This window comes from Peribacillus sp. Bi96 (assembly GCF_918698115.1).
Classification (GTDB): domain Bacteria; phylum Bacillota; class Bacilli; order Bacillales; family DSM-1321; genus Peribacillus.
Genome location: NZ_CAKKLV010000005.1, coordinates 20,754 through 47,113, shown reverse-complemented (window position 1 = coordinate 47,113; position 26,360 = coordinate 20,754). Strand labels below are relative to the sequence as shown.

Below are 26,360 nucleotides of genomic sequence, written 5' to 3'. Positions count from 1 at the left end.
TTTATATTTTGAGCAAAGATTTAATGCGAAGGGCAATTCGTATCTGGAGTGTGGTCTCTGAATCTTTTAAGCTCTTGCCGAGTAGCTCTTCACATTTCTCGAGTCTGTACACAACGGTGTTCCGGTGAACGAATAATCTTTTGGCTGTTTCGGATATTTGGCAATGTGTTTCGAGATAGACGGATAATGTTTGTAATAAGGATTGTTCCTCCTCTGTGAAAATCTTTGTAAAGCCTTGTAGGGCGAAAAGGTAAAAATTCTTTAAGTCTTCTTCTGGGATGACTCTCAACAATTCCATAATATCCTTTGTTCGGAATGTTTGGATGTATCCTGTCCTTTTCGAAAGACCTCCTTCGAGAAGGGAGTCGTTCGCTTCTTTGTAGGAGTTCTTGGTTTGTAAAAAACTCTGGCACATATGGCTTACTCCGAAAGAAATCGTGCAGTCGAACTGGTTGGATGTTATCTTTTGCAATGATTTTAGTGAGGTTTCGACATATTGGAGAACATGGGTTTCGACTTCGTTCACTTCGTATAAAAGGATGCATTTCTTTCCTTTTGTAAAGAGATGAATGGGATTGGGCGATGTACAAAGTTTATCTTCCAAAAATTCGTAAATGGAATCTGCCCTTCGGTGCAGCTGTGTATAACTTTTGGTCGATTCGGATTCATCGATCTTTCCGACTGCGCAAATATACGCTTGGTCATTATGTAAGGAAAACTCTTTTGCGCGGTTTATGATTTCCTCTTGTGAGGAGAAACTGCCATCCAGAAAATGAAGGAAGAAATCATTTCGGATATTTCGATCATGCTGTTTAAGGGCATGTTCCTTCATCAAGGCAAAAGAGATGACATTTGTGGCTTGCTCAATCGTTAGTGTAATGAGGCTATCGTTAGTCTTGATTTCTCCTGAGATCGTCAAATAGCCAAACTTTTCTTCATTCATATAGATGGGGAAAACGGTATAGGTTTGTTGATTGGAAAGAGATGAAAAGGAAAAGAATGAGGCCTTGGTTTTATGAAATCGGAATCCTTCATCGTTCATTTTTTTGATTATTGCAATAACTTCAGGTGTTGAGAACGGATGGAATATCGGTTTAAGGTACTGGTCAACTAATAGGATGGGGTATCCAATCATTTCTGATAAATGATCAAGAAGTTTTTGAATCCCTTTACCCCGCATGATTAAGTTCGTGAATTGTTTATGGGTTTCCATGGCAAAAGTCAATTCTGCTGCCCGTTGATCCAAAATCCCCCGTAATGTATGGTTGATGATTTCCCCGAGTGATAATTCTGACGGGAGGTCGATGATCGGAAAGGATAGTTCATCGGCAAGTGCCAGTACATCTTCTGGTATTTCTTTTAAGAATCTGCTTGTCTTTATCCCGAGTGCTGCACAGCCGTGGGTTGCCATCGCTTCTACAAGTGATGATAAGAGGTGTGGATTGTCCTTTAGGTGATAAGCCGTGGTTACAAGGAATTCATCTGCTTTTAAAAAGTGAATGATATCTGGAGCATCCATCATGTTAACAGTGAGGACTTCGCGGTCGATCCCTGTTTCTCCGGCAATCAATTTCATGCCGGTTAATGTGGGTAATGTTAAAAGTTCTGTTACCTTCATCTGAAACACCTCGTTCTGGAAAAATTGGATTATTGATTGTGATTTAAGTAAAGCTTTATAGGAATCCAGGAAATTGAATCGGGTTTAAATAAGTGCTTGTAACTATATATCTGAATCCTTGCGTTTGCTCACATAGTATTGCGGATTTTTACTATCATATCATACTAATCCTTTGGTATATCTTACGAATTTCGTTGTTTGGATTGTTAAGATATACAAAGATGAATTTTGATGTAAGATTTTATAACATTTAAAGTGACATATTATCCTAACTTTGTTAATATTTATAAAAATTAATGTGAGAATAAGGGGAGGCCGCTAATATGAGTGAAAGCACAGTTGCTTCAAATAAGAAAAAAAGAGTAACGCCGTTTCCGAAAGAATGCACATTCAGCAAAGGGGACTGGGACGTATTAACACAATATTGGTTTCCGGTGGCAGCAACCGAGGAAGTATCGGAAAAGCCGATGGGCATTAAACTTCTCGATGTGCATCTAGTCCTTTATCGAGCCAATGGAAAGATTATCGTTGCAAGGGACCTTTGTCTGCATCGTGGTGTTCCATTAAGTATGGGGTGGGTGGAAGGGGATAATATCGTCTGTCCTTACCACGGTTTTAGGTATGGCCCGGAAGGGAACTGCACCGGGATACCCGCGCACCCCAATGCTAAAATATCCCCGCGTCTTTGTATTAATATTTATCCTGCGGTAGAGCGCTACGGTTTGGTTTGGACATCGATTGCGAGTGATAAAGAGAATATTCCGAGGTTACCGGCCTGGGAGGATGATGAATATTTGAACATCCTGCCGCCTTCGATTGACATTGCTGGTTCAGCCGGTCGGCAAATGGAAGGTTTTTTGGATGTGTCCCACTTTGCTTGGGTGCATTCGGAAAGCTTTGCCGATCGTAACAATCCTATCGTTCCGAGTTATAAGGTGGAAAAAACGGAGTATGGCCTACATGTGGAATACTTAAGTTCTGTCAGTAATTACGGGAAAAGCATGCAGCATTTAGAGCCTGCTAACTTTGAATGGCTGCGTGTGTTTGATATCTATCCACCGCTGGCTGCCAGGCTGACTGTACATTTCCCTGAGGACGGTAAACTTCATATACTGAATTGTGCAAGCCCGGTTTCGGCACGTAAGACAAGAATGTTTTCGCCGATGGCCCGTAACTTTGATTTAGATGCCCCGATTGAAGATACGTACGAATTCAATTTACAGATTTTCAATGAAGATAAGGAGATGGTGGAAAACCAAAAGCCGGAGGAGCTGCCTCTCGATCTACAAGCGGAAGCGCATATCGCGGCAGATAAAACATCGATCGCTTATCGTCAGCTTTTAAGGGAATTGGGCTTAGGTTCGAATTATACAAGTTGAAAAGAAGAGGGTGCCCATTTAACATGGACACCCTCTTCTTACAAGCGTATTTCCATTGGTTATTTTGCACAAAAAAATACCGAAATACTAACGAAAATGTCAATGAAGTTAAATGCGAAAGCAAGTAAAATAATAGATAACATATATTTGTGAATATTCATAACATGAATGGATAGTGAGAAGGGAAGCGATGTGATGGGCATTCAAATCGAAAAATTCAATGAAAAAGATGATGTAGCTTTGATGATCGAATGGTTAGCATCTTTCGGGGCTACGGAGAGCAATGGGGTAACCCGTTTATTATATTCCAAGGAATGGTTGAGGGCTCAACAGGCAATGAAAGCCGAGATGGAAAAGGAAAATCTGGATACATATTTTGATAGTGTAGGTAACTTGTTTGGCAGGCTCGAGGGAACGGGCTCCTCCGGCGGAACCATCCTAACCGGCTCTCATATCGATACGGTCAGGAATGGGGGGAAATATGATGGAGCATATGGGGTCATTGCTAGTTTCCTTGCGGTCAAGAGGTTGTATAAAGCCTATGGCCCGCCAAGGAAGACAATTGAAGTCGTTTCCTTTTGTGAAGAAGAAGGGAGTAGATTTCCATTAACGTTCTGGGGGTCGAGGAATATCCAAGGTATCTATGATCTTGATCATGTAAGGGATCTAAAAGATACAGAGGGAATTTCTTTTTTGGAAGCCATGAAAAAATCGGGATTTGAACCTGAAGCATATATAAGGCCTGTCCGTGATGATATCGACCGGTTCGTCGAAATTCATATAGAACAGGGGGCAGTTCTTGAAAAGAACCAGAATACAATTGGTGTCGTCAGCCATATTGTCGGGCAGCGACGTTTTACGGTAAAAATCGTTGGTGAAAGCGATCATGCGGGCACCACTCCCATGTCATACCGGAAGGATGCAGTGAGTGCAGCTTCGGAATTCATTTCCTTCTTAACGAAAAAAGCGAAGAGGATGGATCCGGATTTAGTTGCGACGGTAGGCAGGATGGATGTTAAACCTAATGTTCCGAATGTCATTGCTGGTGAAGTGGAGTTCAGTCTGGATATCAGGCATCACGAAGAAGTGATTCTTGATAAGTTTTGTCAGGAAATCTTTTCGACTTTTGATTCCTTGGCGAAAGAAGCGGAAATGCAGATGGAGATTTTACAATGGATGGATGTCAAACCTGTTGCACTGGATATGGAAATGAATCGCCTGGTCCAAAAGATTGCGGAAGATAAAAATACACCATATCAGGACATGGTCAGCGGAGCGGGGCATGATGCACAGGTGTTTGGGTCGTTTTGCCCGACGTGTCTGCTGTTCGTTCCAAGTCAGGGCGGAATAAGCCACTCGCCCAAGGAGTTTACGAGTGTTCCGGATTTGGAAAGGGGAATCGATGTTTTAAGCGAAGTACTATATAAATTAGCCTATTAAAAGGAGTTGGGTAAAATGGCATATTCAGAATTGAATACACCAGTGAGAACGATTATGACGCCAGGTCCAGTCGAAGTGGACCCGCGTGTTTTAAGGGCCATGAGCACACCGATATTAGGACAATTCGATCCTGCATTCACGACCATCATGAATGAAGTGATGGAAATGCTGCGTTTGGTTTTTCAAACGAAAAATAAGTGGGCATTCCCGATAGATGGCACATCAAGGTCCGGGAATGAGGCGATTCTTTGCAGCATCATTGAACCTGGAGATAAAGTCCTGGTCCCTATCTTTGGAAGATTCGGTCATTTATTGGTGGAGATTTGTGAGCGATACGGAGCGGAAGTCCATACGATCGAATGTCCTTGGGGAGAAGTGTTCGATCCGCAAGCTGTCATTGCGGAAATAAAGAAAGTCTCACCTAAAATAACAGCAATCGTACATGGGGAAACTTCCACTGGTTGTATGCAGCCATTGAAGGAAATCGGGTTGGCTTGCCGTGAATTGGGTGTCCTGCTTGTGGTGGATGCGGTAGCGTCAATCGGGGGAACGGATGTAAAGGTGGACGAATGGTGTATTGATGGATTGATAGGCGGGACGCAAAAATGCTTGTCCATTCCTTCGGGCATGGCACCGATCACATATAATGATCGGATAGAGGAAATCATCCAGTCCCGCAAAAAGGTAGAGCGTGGTATTGCTACCGATGAGGACAACCAAAAATTTTCAGGCCGCCTTCCCATCACAAGCAATTATTTCGATTTAGGGATGTTGCAGGATTATTGGGGACCGCGCCGTTTGAATCACCATACCGAAGCGACTTCAATGATATATGCGTTGCGTGAAGGATTGCGCCTTGTGCTTGAAGAAGGTCTGGAAACGCGCTTTGTCCGTCACGAACTCCACGAAGCAGCACTCGTGGAAGGGGTCAAGGCGATGGGACTGACGTTATTCGGGGATGTGCAAAATAAACTACCATGTGTAACTTGCATCGAAATTCCAGAAGGAATCGATGGGGAAGCTGTAAGAGCGATGCTGTTGAATGAATTCAGTATCGAAATCGCATCCTCGTTCGGTCCGCTTCATGGGAAAATATGGAGAATAGGAACCATGGGTTTCAGTTGTAGGAAAGAAAACATCCTCTTTGTGTTGGGCTCCTTGGAAGCCGTCCTTTTGCGGCAGGGCTTCAATGTGAATCGGGGAGAAGCTTTGCAGGCTGCGCTTGATGTTTATGTGGGTAAGACGGGGAACGTGGTTGCATCCAGGGGTTCTCTTTGATTTTATAAAACTATTTTGGAGGAGTGGTCTGTATGGAGATATATGATCTGATTATCCGCGACGGGTATGTAGTTTTTCCAGATGAAGTGAAGAAGGCTGATCTGGCAATCCGAGATGGAGTGATTGTTAAGATCGGGGATCGTCTGGATGGTAAAGCGAAAGAGGAGTATGAAGCGAGTGGACTGCATATCTTTCCGGGTATGATTGATGTCCATGTACATTTTAGTGAACCTGGCCGCGCTCATTGGGAAGGCTTTGAAACGGGATCCCAAATGATGGCAGCGGGCGGTTGCACCACATATTTCGATATGCCGTTGAATGGCATCCCTTCAACGATCGATCGAAAGGCACTCCTTGAAAAAGGTGAGATAGGTGAAAGGAAATCAGTAATAGATTTTGGATTATGGGGAGGGTTGGTCCCGGGAAATATCGATGATTTAGAGGCGCTGGCCAAATCTGGAGTCATCGGATTTAAAGCCTTTCTCTCAGCTACGGGAAATGATGAGTTTGAACGGGCGGATGACTTCACCCTTTTACATGGAATGAAGCGAATCGCAGATTTGGGGAAGGTATTGGCCCTTCATGCGGAAAGTGATCCGATCACTCAATGGTTGAAGCAGGAAAAAGAGAAGGATGGTCTATTCAGTGCAGATGATTATGCAGCTACAAGACCTGTACAAGCAGAAGCGGAGGCTGTTGAACGTGCCATTACATATGCAGAGTTAACAGGCTGTCCACTGCACTTTGTCCATATTAGCAGTGGCTTGGCCATTGAAAAAATAGAATCAGCCAAACGACGGGGTCTGGATGTGACCGTTGAAACGTGTCCACACTATTTATTATTCAATCATGGAGATCTATTCGATAAAGGCGCAGTTGCAAAATGTGCTCCCCCACTAAGGGAACGTGAAGAACAGGAGAGATTGATTGCCTGTTTAATGGAAGGGAAATTCGATATGATTTCTTCTGACCACTCACCATGTCCTTATGAACTTAAAGACCCTGCTGCAAATAATCTTTTTGAAGCGTGGGGCGGAATAAGCGGGGGGCAATTTTCGTTGATGTCGATGATAGAATTGGCAGTACTGCACGGAATCCCGCTTCACAAAGTCGCAGAGTGGACTGCATCGGCCCCTGCTGAACGATTTGGCCTCTCTTCTAGAAAAGGGCAAATTAAGAATGGAATGGATGCAGACCTTGCGATTGTTTCCCTGAATGGGGTGCATGAAGTTTTGGATTCGAATTTTTTCGCGAAACATAAGCAAAGCATATATATGGGCCATACCTTTCCTTGTCAAATCAACGCTACTTTTAATAGAGGAAAAATGGTGTATCAGGCTGATGCAATAAGTGAAGGGGTGCAGGGGGAGTGGTTGAAAGTGATTGACTCCTGTATAGCGGTCAATAACTAGGAAGAACGTTTTCACTTTAGGATTCGGTAGTGATGAAGTATCAGGAAAGGGGGGATTCCAAATCGGGAATCCCCCCTTTATCTGCTTGACGGTTCCTAACTATGGCCTTTTCGATCAAGTGAAAAAGAACCGGACAAGTCATTGGCCTTGTCCGGTTCGAAGATTACTTATTCGACGTGGTCAACAAAATAGTGATTTTTCCTGAAAACCATCGCTTCCATCGTTGCAATCAGTTCCCTATCATTTACAACTTCTATTTTATACCAAGCAAGTTTATGGTTTTTCTTTATCTCATTTGCCCTTGCAGTTAAAGTCTCACCAGGCTTGCCAGCTGATATGAAGTTAATGTTGTTGGAAACACCGACTGCTATTTTACCATATGAATTGCTGGCAGCTGCAAACACATAATCAGCAAGTGAGAAGATAATCGCACCATGAACCGTTCCGTGAGCATTGAGCATGTGGTCACTAGGAATCAATTCAGCTTCCGCGGTGCCGGGACCGAGTTTCGTCAACTTCATTCCGAGAAATGACGCATATGGTTCGTCCACCAGCACTTGCTTGATTTTATCGTAATGCAATTCATGAATATCCTGATCTAATTGAGTGGTCATTTGAAACCTTCCTTCCTTTAATGGTCTTTTGCAGAACTTATTCCATATCCTGTGTTAGATTTGAAGAGTACTTCCGAAAACTTGTTCTCCTCATCTTTTGGCTTTGTCAAGACTGTGCCTAAATAGGCTCCGATAAAGCCAAGAGGCACGGTGAAAATAGTCGGGTTGCTCATCGTGAAGAGGGGATCTCCTGTGAAAATACCCATTCCAGGCTCAGGATTCCATACATTAGGACTGAGCATGACCAGTATAAGGGAGCTGATTAACCCGAATAGCATTCCGGTGATCGCTCCGGTTGAGTTGAATCGTTTCCAATATATTGTACATAGGATGATCGGCAAATTGGCACTGGCAGCTATTCCTAGTGCAAGAACAGAAAGGAAGGCGACATTCAACGATTGTGCAAATAAAGCGAGTAAAATCGAAATGACCGCTACGCTTATTGAGGCCAAACGGGCAACAAGAATTTGCTGTTTTTCCGTAATGTTTCCGTCTTTGATGATTTCGCCATATATGTCATGTGCAAAAGCGGATGCAGACGTTAAAACAAGACCGGATACAACCGCTAAAATCGTCGCAAATGCCACAGCAGAAACGAAGGCGAATAAGAACTCACCGCCCACTGTTAATGCAAGAAGTGGAGCGGCCATGTTCCCGGCCGAGTTTGCTTCAACAATTCTATCAAAACCAACAAAAGCAGCAGCCCCGAAACCTAGGAAAATCGTCATGATGAAAAATATTCCAATAAACCAAGTGGAATATACGACGGATTTCCTGGCAGTAGCTGCGTCCTTCACTGTAAAGAAGCGAACGAGCAAATGTGGAAGGCCTGCTGCTCCAAGGACAAGCGACATATTAAATGAAATCATGTCAAGTCCATCGGTGTATTTATTGCCAGGATTCAAAAAATCATTACCAAGAGGTGTTGCGGTTTGAACATGATGGAACATTTCTGAAATGTTAAAATTAAAACGGGAAAATACAATGAACGTCAAAACAGCGGAACCGCATAGTAAAAGAACAGCTTTGGTGATCTGCACCCAGCTTGTCGCTCTCATTCCACCGAAAATTACATAAATCGTCATCAATACACCAACTAGAAGGACGGATAGCCAGTAATCGATGCCGAGTAATAGTTTAATTAATCCTCCTGCACCAACAAGCTGTGCAATCATGTAGAAAATTGAAATGACCAATGTGTTTGCGGCAGCTATCCCGCGCACTTTTTTCGATTTGAAACGCGCTGAAATCATGTCTGCCAACGTATATTTCCCTAAGTTACGAAGTGGTTCCGAAACAAGATACAATAAGACAAGGAATGCTACAAGGTTCCCGATGCTCATATAAAAGCCATCAAAACCAATCAGGGCAATCGCACCAGTAATCCCTAGGAAAGAAGCGGCTGACATAAAGTCACCGGCCACGGCCAATCCATTTTGCCATGCAGTCAATCCGCCGCCGGCAGTATAAAAATCACTGGCATTTTTCGTTTTCTTCGAAGAATAATAGGTTATTGTAAGCGTCAACAAAATGATTCCTAAAAAAAGCGTAAGGGATAACATGCTCATTTGCCAAGCTCCTCCTGATATTTATTCAAAATGTTTTTAGCCATTGTGTCATATTTAGCCGATTTTTTTATATAAACAATTCCCCCGATCCATACGACAGCAAATTGGAGTAGTGCGTATACCCATGCCCAAGTCATATTGAAAAAAGCTTCACCTTTCAAAACATCCGTATAAGCAGCTAATATTGGCAGAACAAAATAAAAAGCAAGAAAGAATAGAGTAACAGGTACGATGAAAGCTTTTTTCTTTTGAAGTAAATCCTTGAACTCATCTGTCTCAATTAATTGACGATACTTAGTTTCGTTGTCATGATTTTCAGCTGAATGACCCATTTTAACCGGTGATTCCATAATAAGCCCCCTTTTTAATTGTAGTACGGTTTTAAAACGAGTACTAAGAAATATGATATATCATTGTTAAAGTAACATAGTCAGAAAATTATGTAAATTAAAAAAGTTTTGTAAAATTATATAAAACATGATTGACATCGTTAAAATGACGTATTAATCTTAAAAATGAAGCATAACAATATATTTAAATTCCGTTTTAATATCGTTATGAAAGAGAAGTCGGATGGAACACTAGCTAAATTGAGGGGGCTGAAACAATGTACAATCCTGAAGTTGAAACGGCAAGCCGCGCTGAAATGGAAAGTCTTCAAACGGCACGACTAAAAAAAACGATTAGCCATGTATACGAAAATGTACCTTATTACAGAGAAAAGTTTGAAGAATTGGGCATTGATCCAGAGGATATTCAAACTTTAAGCGATGTATCAAAGCTTCCATTTACAAAAAAACAGACTCTTCGTGACCAGTATCCGTTCGGTTTATTTGCCGTCCCAATGGAAGATGTAACACGCATTCATGGTTCATCCGGAACAAGCGGGAAGCCTACCATTGTCGGGTATACGAAAAACGATTTGGAAAACTGGGCAACGATCGTCGCACGTGGAATCGTGGCTGCTGGAGGACGCAAGTCAGATATATTCCATAACGCATACGGATATGGTCTGTTTACAGGTGGACTGGGCCTCCATTGCGGTGCAGAAAAGTTAGGGGTTGCCACTGTTCCTATTTCAGGGGGGAATACCGATCGCCAGATTACGATCATCAATGATTTTAAACCGCGTGGGATTTGTGGAACCCCTTCTTATATATTGAATATTGCAGAAAAGATGGAAGAGATGGGGCTTGATCCAGCCAATAATGGGCTTGAGTATGGGATTTTCGGAGCTGAGCCGTGGTCAGAGGAAATGAGGGCTACGTTAGAGAAGAAACTGAATTTGAAAGCAGTCGATATTTATGGATTAAGTGAAATCATGGGGCCAGGAGTTGCAATAGAATGTCATGAAGCACAGAATGGACTGCATATCGCAGAAGACCATTTCCTTGTTGAAGTCATTAATCCGGATACGCTTGAACCAGTTGAGGACGGCGAGGATGGGGAACTTGTCTTTACAAGCCTTACGAAGGAAGCGCTTCCAATCATTCGTTATCGTACAGGCGATATTGCCTCGATTACCCATGAACCATGTACATGCGGACGTACCACAACAAGAATGTCCCGTGTTAAAGGCAGAACGGATGATATGATCATAGTCAGGGGAGTGAATGTATTTCCATCTGAAATTGAGCGTGTGTTATTCCAAATGGAGGGAATTGTTCCTCATTACCAGATTCACCTCATCAAGAAGGGGAATATGGATAGTGTTGAACTGCATATAGAATTTGAAAGCGGTTTCTACAAAGAGATTGAAGATGACTTAGCACATATAAAAGTAGAGAAATTAAAGAAAACGATTCAACATCATATGAAATCCACATGTCTTGTAACGATGGATATTGTTGTTAACATTCCAAAAAGCATTCCGCGTTCAGAAGGAAAAGCCATTCGTGTCGTGGATAAACGGAATGATGAAATCATTAGCGTATGAATGGGGCAGTGGGTAAACGGGTGTATGAACAAGAAAATGCAGTGACGTTACCATAATTGGACGGTAGGAAAACAAAGAAAGAATTAATGAAATAGAGATAAGGAGTAAGGCATCATGGCTAAATATGCAATTGTGGATCAAGAAACTTGCATTGCTTGCGGTGCCGCTGCGCCGGAAATCTTTGATTACAATGATGAGGGAGTCGCATTCGTCATACTGGATGAAAATGAAGGAACCGCAGAAGTCGAGGAAGATTTATTTGATGACTTGGATGATGCACTGGAGGGCTGCCCAACAGAGTCCATCAAGGTGGAATCGTCGCCGTTTAACGTATTAGTTGAATAAAAGACTGGTCCAATTCCGATATTTTCCTTTTGTTTAGTAAAAAGACAGAATAGTGTTGCATTTAATATAACAATAAAATATAATAACGTTATATAAACGTTATATATAATCGAATAAGAGGTGTTTTGGATGAACGTTCTTTTAAATGATATGGCAGAACAAGAAAAGCTAAATCAATTTATTGCCAGAATCGAGGCTGGAGAAAAGATAGAAGCGGATGATTGGATGCCTGAAGATTACCGAGGAACCCTCATCAAATTAATTTCAATGCATGGCATAAGCGAAATCATGGGGGCGCTTCCAGAAAAGGAATGGGTACCTAAAGCTCCGACCTTAAATAGAAAACTTGGAATCATGGCAAAGGTGCAGGATGAAATGGGGCATGGACAATTATTGCTTCGAGTCGCGGAGGATTTGCTAAAGCCTTATAACAAAAAACGGGATGACCTTATGCAAGATTTATTTAAAGGAGATTTAAAGTTTCATAATGTTTTCCATATGGAAGCAAAAACTTGGGGAGATGCAGGATTGATTGGCTGGTTGGTTGATGGGGCAGCGATCATTTCCCAAACGAACATGCTTGGCGCTTCATACGGACCTTATGCCCGTGCGCTACTTAGGATTTGCGCGGAAGAAGTTTTTCACGCTCAGCATGGTGAAGCGATCATCATGGCTTTGGCTGAAGGTACGGAAGAACAAAGGAAATTGGTTCAAGACTCCATCAATTATTGGTGGGAATCCTTGTTACTCTTTTTTGGACCTCCGAGTAAGAAAGAAGTGGGCTCTTCCAAACAGGATGTAACGATCAAATACAGGATCAGAACAAGTACCAATGAAGAGCTTCGCCAAGCTTTCTTTTCTAAATATGTGAAGCGGATTCTTTCACTCGGCTATACCATTCCCGATGAAACACTTCGGTTTGATAAAGAATCGGAAACCTGGATTTACCAACAGCCCGACTGGGGGAAATTGAAGGTGTACGCAAGAAATGAAGGGCCCCTTTCACAGGAGCGCTTAAGCCTTCGAAGAATTTCATATGAAAATAATAAATGGGTGCGCGAAGCGTTAGCGCCGAAAGTCATCTAAGGGAGGGGGAAGGACTATATGGAAACTAGACAAAAAACTTACTTTGAAGAATTTGAAGTATTTAGCCGTAAAACACAAACCTCACCCGTTCAATATCATTTTAGCCTGCTGGCCCCTAATGAGGATATCGCCATCATGATGGCACAAGAAAATTTCATGAGACGTGAAGCTGTAGATGATATCTGGGTGGTCAAAAGACAGAATATACGGAAAATGACGGCCGAGGAAAAGAAAACGCTTCAACGTTTGGATAATAAAGATTACAGGACTACAAAAGGATATGGATACCTAAAGAAAAAATGGCGGAAGTATGAGCAGGAAATGCTCGATGAAAAAGAGATAATGTCTTGGGCAGGAGGCGTGAAAAATGGGGAATGATTCATTGAAGGACATCGCAATCAAGGAATTGCTGCTTCACTTGGCGGACGATGATTTTATCCATTCGTATCGTGGCGCGGAATGGCTGGGACTCGCTCCGCATATTGAAGAAGATGTTGCATCCTCCTCGATCGCCCAAGATACGATGGGGCATGCAGCGATATATTATAAATTATTGGAAGAGATCGGCGTAGGGAATGCAGATCAGCTGGCCCACGATCGACCAGCGAAGGAGCGGCGTAATGCAATTATCCTGGAAGTGGTCAATGGTCCTGGATACTATATGAAAGATCCTGAATATGATTGGGCTTTTGCAGTGGTGCGGAATTATTTTTATACCCAAGCAAAAGCGATTAAGCTTCAATCCCTTCATACAAGTTCATATGAACCGCTTGCAGAAGTGGCACAAAAGGTACAGATGGAACTTTACTATCATTTGATGCACTGGAAAATGTGGTTCGTCCAATTGCTGGGTTCCGGTCACGAAGAAGCGGTTTCGAGAATGAAAGCAGCGATCGAGAAAACATTGCAGGATTTCGCTGGCGTTTTTTCACTTGGGCAATACGGAGAAGAAATGGTGGAGCTTGGACTGATTGAAGGCGAAGCTGACTTACAAAAGAAATGGATTGAGGCTGTTTCCCCCATTTTTGAAAGTGTAGGTTTAGCAACAACCTTTGAAATAAGAATGGCTAAAGGTGATGGACGAAATGGCAAGCATACGGAAGATTTGGAAAAGGCACTGGAAACGTTAAGCGAAGTGTATGCAAGCGATAAAGCAGCTTCATGGTGAAACACTAGAAAAAGGGGAGGGGTATCATGTCGACCGTACTGTTGAACACAAAAGAAATATATAAGCTCCTGGAAGACGTAAAAGATCCCGAAATCGATACAGTCAGTATTCTGGATTTAGGGATGGTTGAAAACGTGACGGTTTCGGGCCAAGACGTTTTGGTGAAGATGCTGCCGACTTTTCTTGGGTGCCCGGCATTGTCGATCATTCAGAAAAATGTGGAAACTGCCATTAAACAGCATCCTGCCGTAAAAAATGTCAGCGTTGAATTTTTACGCTCCCCTTCCTGGACATCCGATCGAATTACGGAAAAGGGGAAAGCTGGACTGAAGCTTTTCGGAATCTCCCCTCCTCCTCGTCAAATGAAAAAAGATGGATCCTGGCATGTGGATTGCCCGTATTGTGAATCAACTTATGTCACGATGGAAAATATATTCGGTCCAACGGCTTGCCGCAGCATTTTATATTGCAAATCGTGTAAAAATCCGTTCGAAGCGATGAAACCGATGATAAAAATGATCTAATAAAATGGAGGTTTTCTAAAATGGTAAAACTAATCGCCCTTTATAAACAACCTGAAAACAAGGAAGAATTCGATGAGCACTACTTCAATGTACATGGTCCGATAACGGAAAAAATTCCTGGTCTTCAAAAAATGGAGGTCACTAAAATAGTCGGGACACCGATGGGCAAAGACTCTGAGTATCACATTCTATGTGAAATGTATTATGAAGACCATGATGCACTGCAAAAAGGAATGCGTTCTCCAGAAGGCAAAGCATCAGGGAAAGACTTAATGGGCTTTGCGGGAAAACTTGTAACGATGATGATCGGCGAAGAAATAAAATGAATGCGCTTCAATTCATTGAAACGTCTATCGAGGACGGCATTGGTTATATCTTTTTAAATCGGCCGAAGCAATTGAATGCGCTTAACAGGAAAATGGTCAGGGAAATCGTTACATCCATGGAGGCATTCGACCTCGACCCACAAGTGAAGGTGATTTTGCTGACGGGCAATGGAAAAGCATTTTCTGCTGGAGCTGATATTGACGAAATGGCTAACGACAATCCAATCAATCTGGAGTTAACGAACCAATTTGCCGATTGGGATCGAATAAGCTTAGTTAAGAAGCCTGTGATTGGTGCGGTGAAAAGTTTTGTATTCGGTGGTGGTTTTGAACTTGCTTTATCCTGCGATTTCTTGATTGCCGCCAGCGACACCCAGTTTTCCTTTCCGGAAGTGACTCTAGGAGTCATGCCTGGTGCAGGCGGAACGCAGAGGCTGACGAAATTGGTAGGCAAAATGAAGGCGCTTGAATGGATATTGTCAGCTGAAAGGATCAATGCTAAGACAGCTTTGCAATACGGTTTCATCAATAAGATCGTTGCTCCTGAATTGTTAATGGAGGAATCGGTTGATTTTGCTAGAAAGATAGCAAAGCAACCTCCGTTAGCTGTAAGGCTGATTAAAGAATCCGTCAATAAAGCCGTTGATCTTTCCTTATATGAGGGTATGCAATTTGAACGGAAGAACTTCTATATTCTTTTTGCATCAGAAGACCAAAAAGAAGGAATGAAAGCATTTATTGAAAAAAGAAAGCCTAAATTCACAGGCGGATAAGGAGTGCTCTATGTACGAAACGATCACTTATAGGGTTGAAAACGGAGTGGCTTGGCTTACTTTGAACCGTCCTGATAAACTTAATGCCTTTACTTCCCAAATGAATAAAGAAATACAAAAAGCGATCAAAACATCTGCGGGGTCCGATGAAGTGCGGGCCATTATCATCACAGGGGAAGGAAGGGCCTTTTGCTCGGGACAAGATTTATCGGATTTGGATGATAGCATGAATTTAGGTCAATTGCTGCGTGAAAATTACGGTCCCATGATGCAGCAAATAGCAAGCTGTGAAAAACCGATCATCGCAGCGGTCAATGGGGTGGCTGCAGGGGCCGGTTTCAGCCTTGCACTGGCATGCGATTTCCGGCTTGTTTCTGAAAAAGCCAGTTTTATAAATGCCTTTGTCAATATCGGATTGATTCCTGATTCAGGAAATCTGTATTACCTTTCGCGGATTGTCGGTCATGCGAAAGCCTTGGAATTATCTTTATTAGGGGAAAAGGTTACGGCTAGCGAGGCGAAACATATCGGGATCGCTACAAAAGTGATCAGTGTGGAAGCATGGGACGAGGAATTGAAAGCCTTTGCAGAGAATCTCGCAAACAAACCAACGAAAGCAATCGGCTTAATCAAAAGATACTTAGAGGCATCCTATCACCTTTCATTGGAAGAATACTTAAAAGAAGAAGCGGAGGGTCAGCGAATTGCTGGGTTAACGATGGATTATGCTGAAGGTGTGGCAGCATTCACGGAAAAAAGAAAAGCTCAATTCATAGGCAAGTAATATAAAAGGGGAGTGGGATTACATGGTTAAAGTTCAAGAGTCAGCATTTGAAAAAGCGGAAACGAAACGTGATTATTATCACCTGATCATTAATGGAGAAAGAGTGGAAAGCTCTAATGGATCCACTATTGATGCATACAATCCTGCGACTGGTGAAATCATTGCCAAGGTTGCAAAGGCCACTAAGGAAGATGCAGAAAGAGCCGTTCAAGCTGCTCGTGAAGCATTTGATAATGGAAAATGGAAGAAAACTCCGATCAATAAACGGTCCCGTGTATTGAACAAGATTGCAGCGATCATGCGTTCACGCTTCAATGAATTGGTTGAATTGGAAGTACTGAATAGCGGCAAATCCATTTCTGCAGCGCAAGGCCAAGTCATGCAGGCAATAGAGGATTTCGAATTTTATGCAGGTGCTTTAGTTGGACACCGTGGATCTGTCAATAATGTACCTGGTCAATTCCATAACTATACGGAGAAAGAGCCTGTGGGTGTTTGTGCGCAAATCATTCCTTGGAATTATCCAATGATGATGGCGGCCTGGAAAATTGCACCTGCCATTGCAGTTGGCTGTTCGGTCATTGTTAAGCCAGCCTCTTTAACGCCGCTGACTGCCATCGTATTAGGGGAAATCTGTTTAGAAGCAGGTGTGCCTTCCGGAGTGGTCAATATCATTCCAGGTCCTGGATCTGACGTAGGGAATTACCTTGTCGAACATCCTAAAGTGAATAAGGTAGCCTTCACAGGTTCTACGCCAATCGGCAGGGATCTCATGGGCAAAGCTTCTCAAACATTAAAAAGGGTAACATTGGAGCTTGGCGGAAAGTCTCCTAATATTGTCTTTGAAGATGCTGACCTTGAAGCAGCAATAGATGGATCCTTATATGGAATATTCTACAATACTGGACAATCTTGCGAAGCAAGATCCCGTTTATACGTACACGAGGACATTTACGAGGAATTCGTTACTAGATTCGTAGAAAAAACGAAGAAATTGAAATTGGGCAATCCGCTCGATAAAGAAACACATGTCGGTGCAGTCATAGATCAAGGGCAATTGGATGTCATCGACAATTATGTCCGATCTGCCATTGCTGATGGAGCGGATATCCTGACTGGAGGAAAGCCGGCGACTATAGAAGGCTTTGAAAACGGTTATTGGTATGAGCCGACAGTCATTGCCAATGTGAATCATGAAATGAATGTCGTTAAAGAGGAAATATTCGGACCGGTTGTTGTCATCATGAAATTCAAAGATGAAAAAGAAGCCATTAGACTTGCGAATGATACAGAATTTGGCTTGGGCTCAGCACTTTGGACAAAGGATGGCGGGCGTGCGACTCGGGTTGCCAACCAAATCGAAGCGGGAATCGTCATGGTGAACTGTCCATTCTCCGCATTTCCTGGTACACCTTTCGGAGGGTATAAACAGTCAGGATTCGGCAGGGAACTTTGTATTGAGACACTTGATCTTTATACAGAAACGAAAAGCATCATTTCCTATTATGGAAGCCGTCCCTTAAATCCTTTTGGTATCTAAAAAAACATAAAATAGGGTGCTGGCAAAACGATCTGTCGGAAAAGTAATTCAGGTTTGGGATGAATGCTGATCTGATTCATTGTAGCCAGCCCTATTTATTTTGAAGGAGGAATGATTTGAATGATTAGAAATCTAGTAATTGTAGGATCTGGTGTCATGGGCAGGGGAATTGCCTATGTAGGGGCAACAGGAGGCTTTGACGTAATATTGGTGGACGTGAATCAAGAAGCATTGGAAAGTGCAAAAAAAGAGATCGATACCATTTTTGAAAAGGGTATGCGCTACCAAAAAATCACCCAGGAGGAAGCGGCTACTGCAAAAAGCAGACTTTCGTATTCCTCCAATTTGAAAGAATCAGCAGCATATGCCGATTTAATCATAGAGGCTGTTCCGGAAAAGGCAGAAATTAAGAAAGCCGTTTTCGAAACAATTGAAGAGCATGCAAAAGAAGGCTGTTACTTTGCAACTAATACTTCCACTATGAGTCCGACAGAAATTGGTTCATATGGAAAACGTCCTGAAAAAACGATTGCCATGCATTTTTTCAACCCTGTCCAAAAGATGCCACTCGTGGAAATAGTACGCGGTCTTGAAACAAGTGATGAAACGGCAGCCATAATAAAAGAGGTGGCTGAAAAAATGGGGAAAGAGACAGTGGTCATCAACGAATTTCCTGGTTTTGTTACCAGTAGAATCAGCTGTCTGGTAGGTAATGAAGCGTTCTTTATGCTTCAAGAAGGGTTAGGGACACCAGAAGAAATTGATAAAGCAATAAAGTTAGGGTTGAATTACCCGATGGGACCATTTGAGCTAGGTGATTTGGTAGGATTGGATGCCCGTTTAAATAATTTAAGATATTTACATAGTAAGCTAGGTGAGAAATACCGTCCTGCACCCCTGCTGGAGCAGTATGTTAAAGCTGGCAGGCTAGGCCGAAAGTCAGGTAAAGGTGTGTACGATTATACAAAAGATGGGGAGCTGGTGAGAAAATGAAGGATGTTGTGATTGTTGATGCCGTGAGAACACCAATAGGAAGATATAAAGGCGCATTGAAAAGTGTTCGCCCGGATGACCTGGGTGCAATTGTCATCAAGGCGCTGACAGATCGCAATCCTAAGCTTTCCCCAGAGCAAATTGAAGATGTCATCTTCGGAAATGCAAATCAAGCTGGTGAGGATAATCGGGATGTTGCCAGAATGTCCGCACTTTTAGCTGGTCTTCCTGTAAACGTGTCTGGAACGACAATAAATCGTTTGTGCGGATCAGGGCTTGATGCCGTTATGTATGCGGCTCGTTCCATAGCTGCAGGGGAAGGCGATATTTATATCGCAGGCGGGACCGAAAGCATGACAAGGGCGCCATATGTCATGGCCAAACCTGAAATTGAATTCCCAAGGGGTTCGATGGAGCTTCAGGATACAACGATCGGCTGGCGTTTCACGAATGAGAAACTTGAAGAAATGTATGGTGCGGATTCCATGCCCCAAACAGCTGAAAATGTCGCTCAGCGCTTTTCGGTTTCAAGGGAAGATCAAGATCAATTCGCGTTTCAAAGCCAGCAAAGGGCGAAAATAGCAGTGGAAAATGAGCGATTCATTAATGAAATCGTACCTGTTCGATATACGGACCGTAAAGGGAATGAGGTCATTTTCGATAAAGATGAACACCCTCGTCCTGACACGACCATCGAAAAGCTGGGAAAACTCAAACCGATTTTTAAAGGTGGTACGGTAACGGCCGGTAATGCCTCCGGTGTTAATGATGGCGCCTCTGCGTTGCTATTAATGAGTGCAGAAAAGGCACGGGAGCTAGGGGTTAAACCTCTGGCCAAATATGTAGTAGGGGCGGTGGCAGGCTTAGAACCGTCAATTATGGGCCTTGGTCCCATTCATGCTACGAAAAAAGCGTTGGAGCGGGCGGATTTATCCATTGAAGACATTGGGCTAGTCGAATTGAATGAAGCATTCGCTTCCCAATCCGTGGAGTGTATCCGCCAATTGAACCTGGATCAGGAAAAGGTGAATGTCAATGGCGGGGCGATAGCGTTTGGCCATCCACTCGGTGCGAGCGGTGCGCGTATTTTAACCACACTTGTTCACGAAATGAAAAAGAGAAATGTACGCTATGGTCTTGCAACGATGTGTGTCGGTGTTGGGCAGGGGATATCAGCCATTATAGAAAATATTGAAAATGATTGAGGGTAGTTGACCATTTTTTTTATAAAAGGGGAGAGGAATCATGTCTAACGTCATTTATAATGTGAATAATCAAATTGGCTATATAACAGTGAATCGACCGGACGTATTGAATTGCTTCGACTATGAGACACTTTCTGAACTGCAGGAAGTCGTTGATGCTGTTTATATGGACGGAGATATCCGTGCCGTCATTTTCACGGGTGCAGGAGAAAAAGCATTCAGCGCAGGAGCGGATTTGAAGGAAAGAAAGACTTTGAATGATGCGGAAGTAAGAAGGAACGTTAAATTGATTCGCGATGTTTTTAATAGTATCGCAGGGCTTCCACAGCCAACCATAGCTGCCGTTAATGGATACGCATTGGGGGGAGGATTTGAGTGGCTGCTGTCATGTGATTTTGCAATTGCAGCTGATGGTGTTTCATTGGGGCTCACTGAAACTAGCTGGGCCATCATTCCTGGAGCAGGCGGTACACAGCGGTTGCCGAGATTGATAGGTGAAATGAAAGCGAAGGAATTAATCTTTACGGCTAAAAAATTGACAGCAGAAGAGGCGTGTCAATTAGGGATCCTATTGAAGGTCGTTCCGAGGGATGAATTGCTATCAGTTTGTGAGGAATTGGCAGGAAAGATCATGAAAAATGGGCCGATTGCAGTCAAGCAAGCCAAATATGCCATTGTCCAGGGAATGAATACAGACTTGCAAACCGGAATGGCCATAGAGGGGAAAGCCTATGAACTGACCATTCCGACTCAAGATAGATTGGAAGCGCTCGAAGCATTTAGTGAACGGAGAAAAACGCAATTTACGGGTAAATGATATTGCGGTTTCTTTTTAAAAAGATATAATAGTATTTATGCAGTCCGTGTGAAAATGGTAACAACGAATGAGGTGAGAAATATAGGAACTAATACGCAATCCATGATATTTACGATTTATGGTGATTATATCCGTAACTATGGAAATAAAATCTGGATAGGAAGTTTAATTCGTTTATTAAAGGAATTCGGCCACAATGAACAGGGCGTACGTGTAGCCGTTTCCCGTATGGTCAAACAAGGCTGGATTCAATCAGAGAAGCAGGGAAATAAAAGCTATTACTTTTTGACTGATCGCGGTGTACAGCGAATGGATGAAGCGGCCAATCGCATATATAAAATGAAACCAAATGATTGGGACGGTAAATGGCGCATTTTAATGTACACGATCCCTGAAGATAAACGGCAATTACGGGATGATCTTCGGAAGGAATTATTATGGAGTGGATTTGGCAGCTTTTCCAATGGTTGCTGGATTTCCCCTAATGACTTGGAGAAACAAATCAAACTCTTGATCGAGAAATACGATATCAATGAATATGTTGATTTTTTCATTTCGGAATACAAGGGTCCCAAACAAAATCAATCGCTAGTTGAGAAGAGTTGGCATTTAGAAGAAATCGAAAATAAATATGAAGAATTCATCGAGAAATACAGCAAACAATTCATCGTGCACCAAAGCATCATTAGCAGAGGGGAAATGTCTGATGCTGATTGCTTTGTGGAACGAACGAATTTGGTGCATGAATACCGTAAGTTTTTATTTATCGATCCAGGCTTGCCCAAGGAACTATTGCCTTCCAAGTGGAACGGGAATCATGCCGCGCTTTTATTCAGCCAGTATTATCAAGTCTTGGCTGAACCAGCAAGCCGATTCTTTGAAAGCGTATTTCAGGAAAATAATGATTTATGCCGGAAAGATGAAACCTATGATGCTAAGGATCATCCACTTATCATTAAGTAAAAAAGGTTCGGCCAGTCACTAGTGACTGGCCGAAGCTCTTTTTTACATGATTATAGTCACGTAGGGTCAACGGGATATGCTCCGTGTGAAAATTAATCAAGCAGCCCCTTGAAGTCCTTTCCTTTTTGAACATATGTATCAATCGAAAGTTGGATCAATTCAAGATCTTTATCATTCAATTTGCGAACCACTCGCCCTGGGGAACCAATAACTAGCGAACGGGGAGGTATACTTTTGCCAGCGGCAATCAATGTATTTGCTCCGACGATGCATTCTTCGCCAATTTCTACATTATCCAATATCGTTGAACCCATACCGATTATGGACCGTTTGCCTATTTTACAACCATGTAGGATAACGTTGTGACCAACCGTCACTTCGTCTTCGATGACAACAGGGCAACCTTCAAATAAATGGATGGTGGAGTTATCTTGAATACTGCACTTCTCTCCTATTGTGATTGAATCTTCATCACCGCGTAGAACGGAGTTAAACCAAATGGACGATTCTTTTCCAATTGAAATATCACCGATTAAATGAGCACCAGGTGCAACGAAAACAGTTTCGTCAATAGAAGGTTTTTTATTATTGTACGGAATAATCATAGTCTCGCTCCTTTTTGAAAAGTCAGAATTGTTTTTCTAATGAATATAGTATAACATTAAATGGACAGGGAGGGGTAAAAGTGAAATATATTTGTGAACTTTTTTCGATAAAATATCCTATTATTCAGGGCGGCATGGGGAACATAAGCAATGCAAGTCTAGCAGCTGCAGTATCCAATGCAGGTGGCTTAGGGACAATAGGGTGCGGTACCATGAATCCTGAACAGGTAGAAGCCATCATTCTTGAAACCAAAGATAAAACCGATAAAAATTTCGCGTTGAACATACCGATAAACGTTAATCCATATACAGATGAGTTAATCAATCTTGTCCTGAAGCATGATATACCAGTCGTTTCCTTATCAGCTGGAAATTCTGCCCCTTACATTCCGCAATTGCAACAAAAGAATATAAAAGTGATCGCTATCGTTGCTTCGGTCAAGCACGCGCAAAAAGCGCAGGCCGCAGGAGCCGATGTGTTGGTTGCTGAAGGGTTTGAAGCTGCCGGCATCAATTCGAACCTGGAATTGACCACCTTTACACTCATCCCGCAAATCAGCAAGCATGTGAGGCTGCCTGTTTTGGCTGCTGGCGGAATCGGCAATGGACAGGGTCTGGCAGCTGCATTGATGCTCGGAGCTTCGGGCGTCCAGTTAGGAACCAGGCTGATTGCAACACAAGAAGCACCGTTCCATCCATCATATAAACAGAAACTAATCGAAGCGATGGGCAATGATACGGTAATTTTGGGCAGATCCGTTGGTCAGGTCAGAAGAGTATTGAAGGAACCATATACCGAAAAAGTCCTGGATTTGGAAAAACAGGGGCTGTCTCCTATGAATTATCGTGAAATGACCTCTGAAGCTCATCATATTAATGGTGCAATGAACGGGGATGTTAACAATGGTTTTATGAACAGCGGCCAGGTTGCCGGATTGATTGACGATATACCCACGGTCAAGGAATTACTTGATGGCATGATGAAAGATGCGAAAAAACAAATGGAGGATGGATTGAGCAGGCTCTCTGCCCCTTTTATGATTTGAGAGCAGAGGGTAGCAAGATTTTAATTAGTTCATGTCTAGCAGAGGTTGTTCCCTTGGGTAACTATCGAAAGCTTAAGGTCAATTCGTCCTTAAGCTTTTTTCGGGACATTTAATTATCATACTTCTTACAATCTGAATTCTGCAGTAAATAGCTGGATATCCAATATGGGATTAATTATGGAAAAATGTGAGTGAAGTTATGATGCGATGGGACATATCGTTTATGAAATCATGGGGTGCCGGGATCCAATATGGAAGACCCCTATTTTATATGTAATAAAAGTTTGATAATGGAAAATGACTATGGAAAAACAAAGAAGGCGCCATGATCAGGCGCCTTTTTCATTTTTGACATTATCAGAATCCACCGAATCCGCAACTGCATCCAATGATGATTAATAGGATAAATAATACGATCAGTAATGCAAATCCGTTATCGAAACCGCCGCAGCCGCCACCGCCGCCACAACAATCGTTACCATTTCCACCCATTTAATTTCCTCCTCATACATATTATGAATTACATACCTAGCAAAACATCTTTACCGGGAATACTTCATACTATGTATTCTAGGCCGAAGTGTTAGCTTATTCATAAAAAATGGGCGTTAAACAAATCAGGGGAATAAGCCCGAATATTTTTTTGATTTCGTTTGAAATGTTATAATATACCTTGTGGATTATGGGGGAAGGGAGCTGAGCTTAATCATGAAAGTTGCCATTATAACGGATGTGCATGGTAATGCTTCAGCGTTAAATGCTGTTCTTAGGGATATTGATCAAAGGGAGGATATCGATCATATCTATTGTTTGGGAGATATGGTTGGAATAGGCCCGGATACAAATGAAGTCCTTGAACTTTTATTTTCGAGAAATGATTTATCGATGTTAACTGGAAATCATGATGAAGCTGTACTCGCCATCATTAACGGGGAGCCGCATCCGGAAGGTCACATTCATGTCAAGGAGCATCATGAATGGATAGCGCAAAGAATGCATTGGAATTTCATTGCCAAACTGGAGAATTTACCTCGCACCATACAGAATACCATCAATGATCACTCCGTTTACTTCACTCATTATCACATGGAACCGAAGAAATTGGATGAACACATAAGCCATAACCCTTTTAGTAAAATCGTCGAACCGAATTTATATAACTTAGAAAGACTTTTTAAAGATCAGCATCACGATTTAATTGGATTTGGACATCATCACCCTATCCATCATTTTAAAAATGACCGAACGATATTCCTTAATCCAGGTTCTCTTGGCTGTAATGGTGAACCAGTTGCACCTTATGCCATCGTTACGATTGAAAATACCGGTATACAGGTGAATCTCGAACAAGTCATCTATGATAATTCATCGTTTCTATTATCCTATAAAAGCTTACAAGTTCCTGAGCATGAATTCATTATACGTGCGTTCCATGGTGGGCAGCAGGTCTGAACCGTTTATAAATGATAAAAATGGGGAAATGTTCAGCATAAAGGTACATGCCTGGGGATACGATAATAGGCAAAACATGATGATGCTGGAGGTAGGCCATGAAGGAACATGAAAAGCAAAGAAATCTTCAAGAGCAACAAGAGAAGGAACGTCACAGTTTTGTCTGTAATAATGAATTGTTTAATAAAGATCTGCACGCCATTGTCGATGATACGATGCAAGAAGAAAGATAAACAAAAAATAAACGCTGCAGGAAAAGTCTGCGGTGTTTATTTTTTGTTTTTAGGAAGGTTTTCCTATAAAGGGATCTTTTATTTGCTTTTTTTAACATTTGCTTTGCAGCAGTGAAATCAGGAAGTGAATCATTTGAAACCATTCTGGATATATCCCATACTATATATAAGTTTTAAATCCGAGAGGAGGGATGGCATGGGACATCATCATGGTCACTCCCATGATCATGGGCACGGACACCACCATCATTCTAATAATAAAAAAGCGTTGTTGGCTTCTTTCTTGTTAATCACTACATTTATGGTAGTTGAGGTTATTGGAGGATTCATGACAAATAGTCTGGCTTTACTGTCGGATGCAGGTCACATGCTTAGCGATGCGGCAGCTTTAGGACTTAGTTATACAGCGATAAGGTTGGGTGAAAGAAAAGCGACATCGTCCAAATCGTATGGATATAAACGGTTTGAAATCATTGCTGCTTGTTTGAATGGATTGACCTTGATCGTGATATCCGTTTTCATTTTCATAGAGGCAATTAAAAGGTTCATCAATCCCCCTGAGGTACAAAGCCTGGGAATGCTATTGATTTCAATCATTGGTTTACTGGTTAATATCATTGCCGCATGGATTTTAATGAGCGGAGATAAGGAAGACAATTTGAATGTAAGGAGTGCCTTTTTACATGTCATTGGTGATATGCTTGGATCGGTGGGTGCCATTGCTGCCGCACTCTTGATTTATTTTTTCGATTGGGGAATGGCAGATCCAATTGCGAGTGTCATCGTTGCGATTTTAATAATTATCAGCGGATTTAGGGTAGTGAGGGATTCTTTCCATATCTTGATGGAGGGCACACCCGAGCAAGTCGATATGGATGACGTGAAAACATCCTTGATGGAATTGGGCAGTGTATCAGATGTCCATGATCTCCATATCTGGACGATCACCTCTGGTTTTTTGTCCATGAGCTGTCATGTTGTCATAGATGAAAGCGGCAACCACGATTCTGTTTTAGCAGAAGCGCAAAAACTTCTTCACGATCAGTTTGGAATTGAACATAGCACGATTCAAGTGGAAAGACAGGAAGTGGGCTGTCCGAATCCACACGAAACATGTAATTGAAAAGAGGCTGGCTCCATCTTGAGCCAGCCTCTTAAGGGTGTATACAAGAAAATCATAAGTTTTGTACAAGCTTTACCCGTTTCCATACGACTTTTTCCTAGAAGGTTTAAATGAATCGAGATTCTTCGTTCA

Annotated in this window: 28 protein-coding genes; 22 read left to right on the top strand and 6 right to left on the bottom strand. The window is 42.3% G+C overall.

The window, feature by feature from the left end; translation table 11 throughout:
- Position 1: 1 nt before the first annotated feature.
- Positions 2-1,618, bottom strand: coding sequence for a PucR family transcriptional regulator (locus tag LQ203_RS08380; protein WP_230157159.1), 1,617 nt, complete (start codon positions 1,616-1,618; stop codon positions 2-4).
- A 323-nt stretch (positions 1,619-1,941) separates the two neighbouring features.
- Here LQ203_RS08380 and LQ203_RS08375 point away from each other — a divergent pair, with 323 nt between their 5' ends.
- The 4 genes from LQ203_RS08375 to LQ203_RS08360 all read left to right on the top strand — a co-directional run bounded on the left by LQ203_RS08375 (position 1,942) and on the right by LQ203_RS08360 (position 7,127).
- Positions 1,942-2,997 carry a Rieske 2Fe-2S domain-containing protein gene (locus LQ203_RS08375; protein WP_230157158.1) on the top strand — a complete coding sequence of 352 codons (1,056 nt, stop codon included), beginning with the start codon at positions 1,942-1,944 and terminating at the stop codon, positions 2,995-2,997.
- Between the two features lie 195 nt (positions 2,998-3,192).
- A complete protein-coding gene (allC, locus tag LQ203_RS08370) occupies positions 3,193-4,437 on the top strand; it encodes an allantoate deiminase (RefSeq protein ID WP_230157157.1) in 1,245 nt (414 codons plus the stop codon).
- 15 nt (positions 4,438-4,452) lie between these two features.
- Positions 4,453-5,715, top strand: a complete 1,263-nt coding sequence (locus LQ203_RS08365) for an alanine--glyoxylate aminotransferase family protein (protein WP_230157155.1) — start codon at positions 4,453-4,455, stop codon at positions 5,713-5,715.
- A gap of 32 nt (positions 5,716-5,747) precedes the next feature.
- Positions 5,748-7,127, top strand: a complete 1,380-nt coding sequence (locus LQ203_RS08360; RefSeq protein ID WP_230157153.1) for an allantoinase — start codon at positions 5,748-5,750, stop codon at positions 7,125-7,127.
- Between the two features lie 167 nt (positions 7,128-7,294).
- Here LQ203_RS08360 and LQ203_RS08355 read toward each other — a convergent pair whose 3' ends face one another.
- From LQ203_RS08355 to LQ203_RS08345, 3 genes are read right to left on the bottom strand one after another with little or no spacing between them, the layout of a single operon-like run.
- Positions 7,295-7,741 (bottom strand): hotdog fold thioesterase, encoded by a 447-nt coding sequence (locus LQ203_RS08355; RefSeq protein ID WP_230157151.1) that lies wholly within the window; start codon positions 7,739-7,741, stop codon positions 7,295-7,297.
- 17 nt (positions 7,742-7,758) lie between these two features.
- A complete protein-coding gene (locus LQ203_RS08350; protein WP_230157150.1) occupies positions 7,759-9,309 on the bottom strand; it encodes a cation acetate symporter in 1,551 nt (516 codons plus the stop codon).
- The gene (locus LQ203_RS08345; RefSeq protein ID WP_230157149.1) at positions 9,306-9,659 is read right to left on the bottom strand and encodes a DUF485 domain-containing protein; all 354 of its coding nucleotides are present in this window, start codon (positions 9,657-9,659) and stop codon (positions 9,306-9,308) included. The genes LQ203_RS08350 and LQ203_RS08345 overlap by 4 nt, the downstream gene beginning before the upstream one ends.
- Positions 9,660-9,916: 257 nt before the next feature.
- On the opposite strand from LQ203_RS08345, the gene paaK reads away from it, so the two are divergent.
- The 14 genes from paaK to paaX all read left to right on the top strand — a co-directional run bounded on the left by paaK (position 9,917) and on the right by paaX (position 21,769).
- The gene (paaK, locus tag LQ203_RS08340) at positions 9,917-11,245 is read left to right on the top strand and encodes a phenylacetate--CoA ligase PaaK (protein WP_230157148.1); all 1,329 of its coding nucleotides are present in this window, start codon (positions 9,917-9,919) and stop codon (positions 11,243-11,245) included.
- A gap of 114 nt (positions 11,246-11,359) precedes the next feature.
- Complete coding sequence (locus LQ203_RS08335) at positions 11,360-11,590, top strand: ferredoxin (RefSeq protein WP_230157147.1); 231 nt, start codon at positions 11,360-11,362, stop codon at positions 11,588-11,590.
- A gap of 129 nt (positions 11,591-11,719) precedes the next feature.
- Positions 11,720-12,676 carry a 1,2-phenylacetyl-CoA epoxidase subunit PaaA gene (gene paaA / locus LQ203_RS08330; protein ID WP_230157146.1) on the top strand — a complete coding sequence of 319 codons (957 nt, stop codon included), beginning with the start codon at positions 11,720-11,722 and terminating at the stop codon, positions 12,674-12,676.
- 18 nt (positions 12,677-12,694) lie between these two features.
- On the top strand, positions 12,695-13,054 hold the full coding sequence (paaB, locus tag LQ203_RS08325; RefSeq protein ID WP_230157143.1) for a 1,2-phenylacetyl-CoA epoxidase subunit PaaB: 360 nt from the start codon (positions 12,695-12,697) through the stop codon (positions 13,052-13,054).
- Complete coding sequence (paaC, locus tag LQ203_RS08320) at positions 13,044-13,844, top strand: 1,2-phenylacetyl-CoA epoxidase subunit PaaC (RefSeq protein WP_230157141.1); 801 nt, start codon at positions 13,044-13,046, stop codon at positions 13,842-13,844. Before paaB ends, paaC begins: the two co-directional genes overlap by 11 nt.
- Before the next feature lie 26 nt (positions 13,845-13,870).
- Complete coding sequence (paaD, locus tag LQ203_RS08315) at positions 13,871-14,368, top strand: 1,2-phenylacetyl-CoA epoxidase subunit PaaD (protein WP_230157139.1); 498 nt, start codon at positions 13,871-13,873, stop codon at positions 14,366-14,368.
- A 20-nt stretch (positions 14,369-14,388) separates the two neighbouring features.
- Positions 14,389-14,694 carry an EthD family reductase gene (locus tag LQ203_RS08310; RefSeq protein ID WP_098372584.1) on the top strand — a complete coding sequence of 102 codons (306 nt, stop codon included), beginning with the start codon at positions 14,389-14,391 and terminating at the stop codon, positions 14,692-14,694.
- Positions 14,691-15,467 (top strand): enoyl-CoA hydratase-related protein, encoded by a 777-nt coding sequence (locus LQ203_RS08305; protein WP_230157137.1) that lies wholly within the window; start codon positions 14,691-14,693, stop codon positions 15,465-15,467. Before LQ203_RS08310 ends, LQ203_RS08305 begins: the two co-directional genes overlap by 4 nt.
- Positions 15,468-15,477: 10 nt before the next feature.
- On the top strand, positions 15,478-16,251 hold the full coding sequence (locus LQ203_RS08300; protein ID WP_230157135.1) for an enoyl-CoA hydratase-related protein: 774 nt from the start codon (positions 15,478-15,480) through the stop codon (positions 16,249-16,251).
- A gap of 22 nt (positions 16,252-16,273) precedes the next feature.
- On the top strand, positions 16,274-17,791 hold the full coding sequence (locus tag LQ203_RS08295; protein ID WP_230157134.1) for an aldehyde dehydrogenase family protein: 1,518 nt from the start codon (positions 16,274-16,276) through the stop codon (positions 17,789-17,791).
- Positions 17,792-17,911: 120 nt separating this feature from the next.
- Entirely contained in the window at positions 17,912-18,784 is an 873-nt protein-coding gene (locus LQ203_RS08290; protein ID WP_230157133.1) for a 3-hydroxyacyl-CoA dehydrogenase, read from the top strand.
- The gene (locus LQ203_RS08285) at positions 18,781-19,989 is read left to right on the top strand and encodes an acetyl-CoA C-acyltransferase (protein WP_230157132.1); all 1,209 of its coding nucleotides are present in this window, start codon (positions 18,781-18,783) and stop codon (positions 19,987-19,989) included. The genes LQ203_RS08290 and LQ203_RS08285 overlap by 4 nt, the downstream gene beginning before the upstream one ends.
- Before the next feature lie 40 nt (positions 19,990-20,029).
- Positions 20,030-20,806, top strand: coding sequence for an enoyl-CoA hydratase-related protein (locus LQ203_RS08280; RefSeq protein ID WP_230157131.1), 777 nt, complete (start codon positions 20,030-20,032; stop codon positions 20,804-20,806).
- An 81-nt stretch (positions 20,807-20,887) separates the two neighbouring features.
- Positions 20,888-21,769: a phenylacetic acid degradation operon negative regulatory protein PaaX gene (gene paaX, locus LQ203_RS08275; RefSeq protein ID WP_230157415.1), complete on the top strand. Its 882-nt coding sequence runs from the start codon at positions 20,888-20,890 to the stop codon at positions 21,767-21,769.
- Positions 21,770-21,861: 92 nt separating this feature from the next.
- On the opposite strand, the gene LQ203_RS08270 is transcribed toward paaX, so the two are convergent.
- Positions 21,862-22,374: a gamma carbonic anhydrase family protein gene (locus LQ203_RS08270; RefSeq protein ID WP_230157130.1), complete on the bottom strand. Its 513-nt coding sequence runs from the start codon at positions 22,372-22,374 to the stop codon at positions 21,862-21,864.
- 80 nt (positions 22,375-22,454) lie between these two features.
- Between LQ203_RS08270 and LQ203_RS08265 the strand changes: the two genes are divergently transcribed.
- Positions 22,455-23,420 (top strand): DUF561 domain-containing protein, encoded by a 966-nt coding sequence (locus LQ203_RS08265; RefSeq protein ID WP_230157129.1) that lies wholly within the window; start codon positions 22,455-22,457, stop codon positions 23,418-23,420.
- Between the two features lie 357 nt (positions 23,421-23,777).
- Here LQ203_RS08265 and LQ203_RS08260 read toward each other — a convergent pair whose 3' ends face one another.
- On the bottom strand, positions 23,778-23,912 hold the full coding sequence (locus tag LQ203_RS08260) for a YjcZ family sporulation protein (protein ID WP_230157127.1): 135 nt from the start codon (positions 23,910-23,912) through the stop codon (positions 23,778-23,780).
- Between the two features lie 216 nt (positions 23,913-24,128).
- Between LQ203_RS08260 and LQ203_RS08255 the strand changes: the two genes are divergently transcribed.
- From LQ203_RS08255 to LQ203_RS08250, 3 genes are all read left to right on the top strand, one after another.
- Positions 24,129-24,872, top strand: coding sequence for a metallophosphoesterase family protein (locus LQ203_RS08255; protein ID WP_230157125.1), 744 nt, complete (start codon positions 24,129-24,131; stop codon positions 24,870-24,872).
- A gap of 98 nt (positions 24,873-24,970) precedes the next feature.
- Positions 24,971-25,105 carry a hypothetical protein gene (locus tag LQ203_RS27475; protein ID WP_290370544.1) on the top strand — a complete coding sequence of 45 codons (135 nt, stop codon included), beginning with the start codon at positions 24,971-24,973 and terminating at the stop codon, positions 25,103-25,105.
- 196 nt (positions 25,106-25,301) lie between these two features.
- Positions 25,302-26,228 (top strand): cation diffusion facilitator family transporter, encoded by a 927-nt coding sequence (locus LQ203_RS08250; RefSeq protein WP_230157123.1) that lies wholly within the window; start codon positions 25,302-25,304, stop codon positions 26,226-26,228.
- Positions 26,229-26,360: the final 132 nt, after the last annotated feature.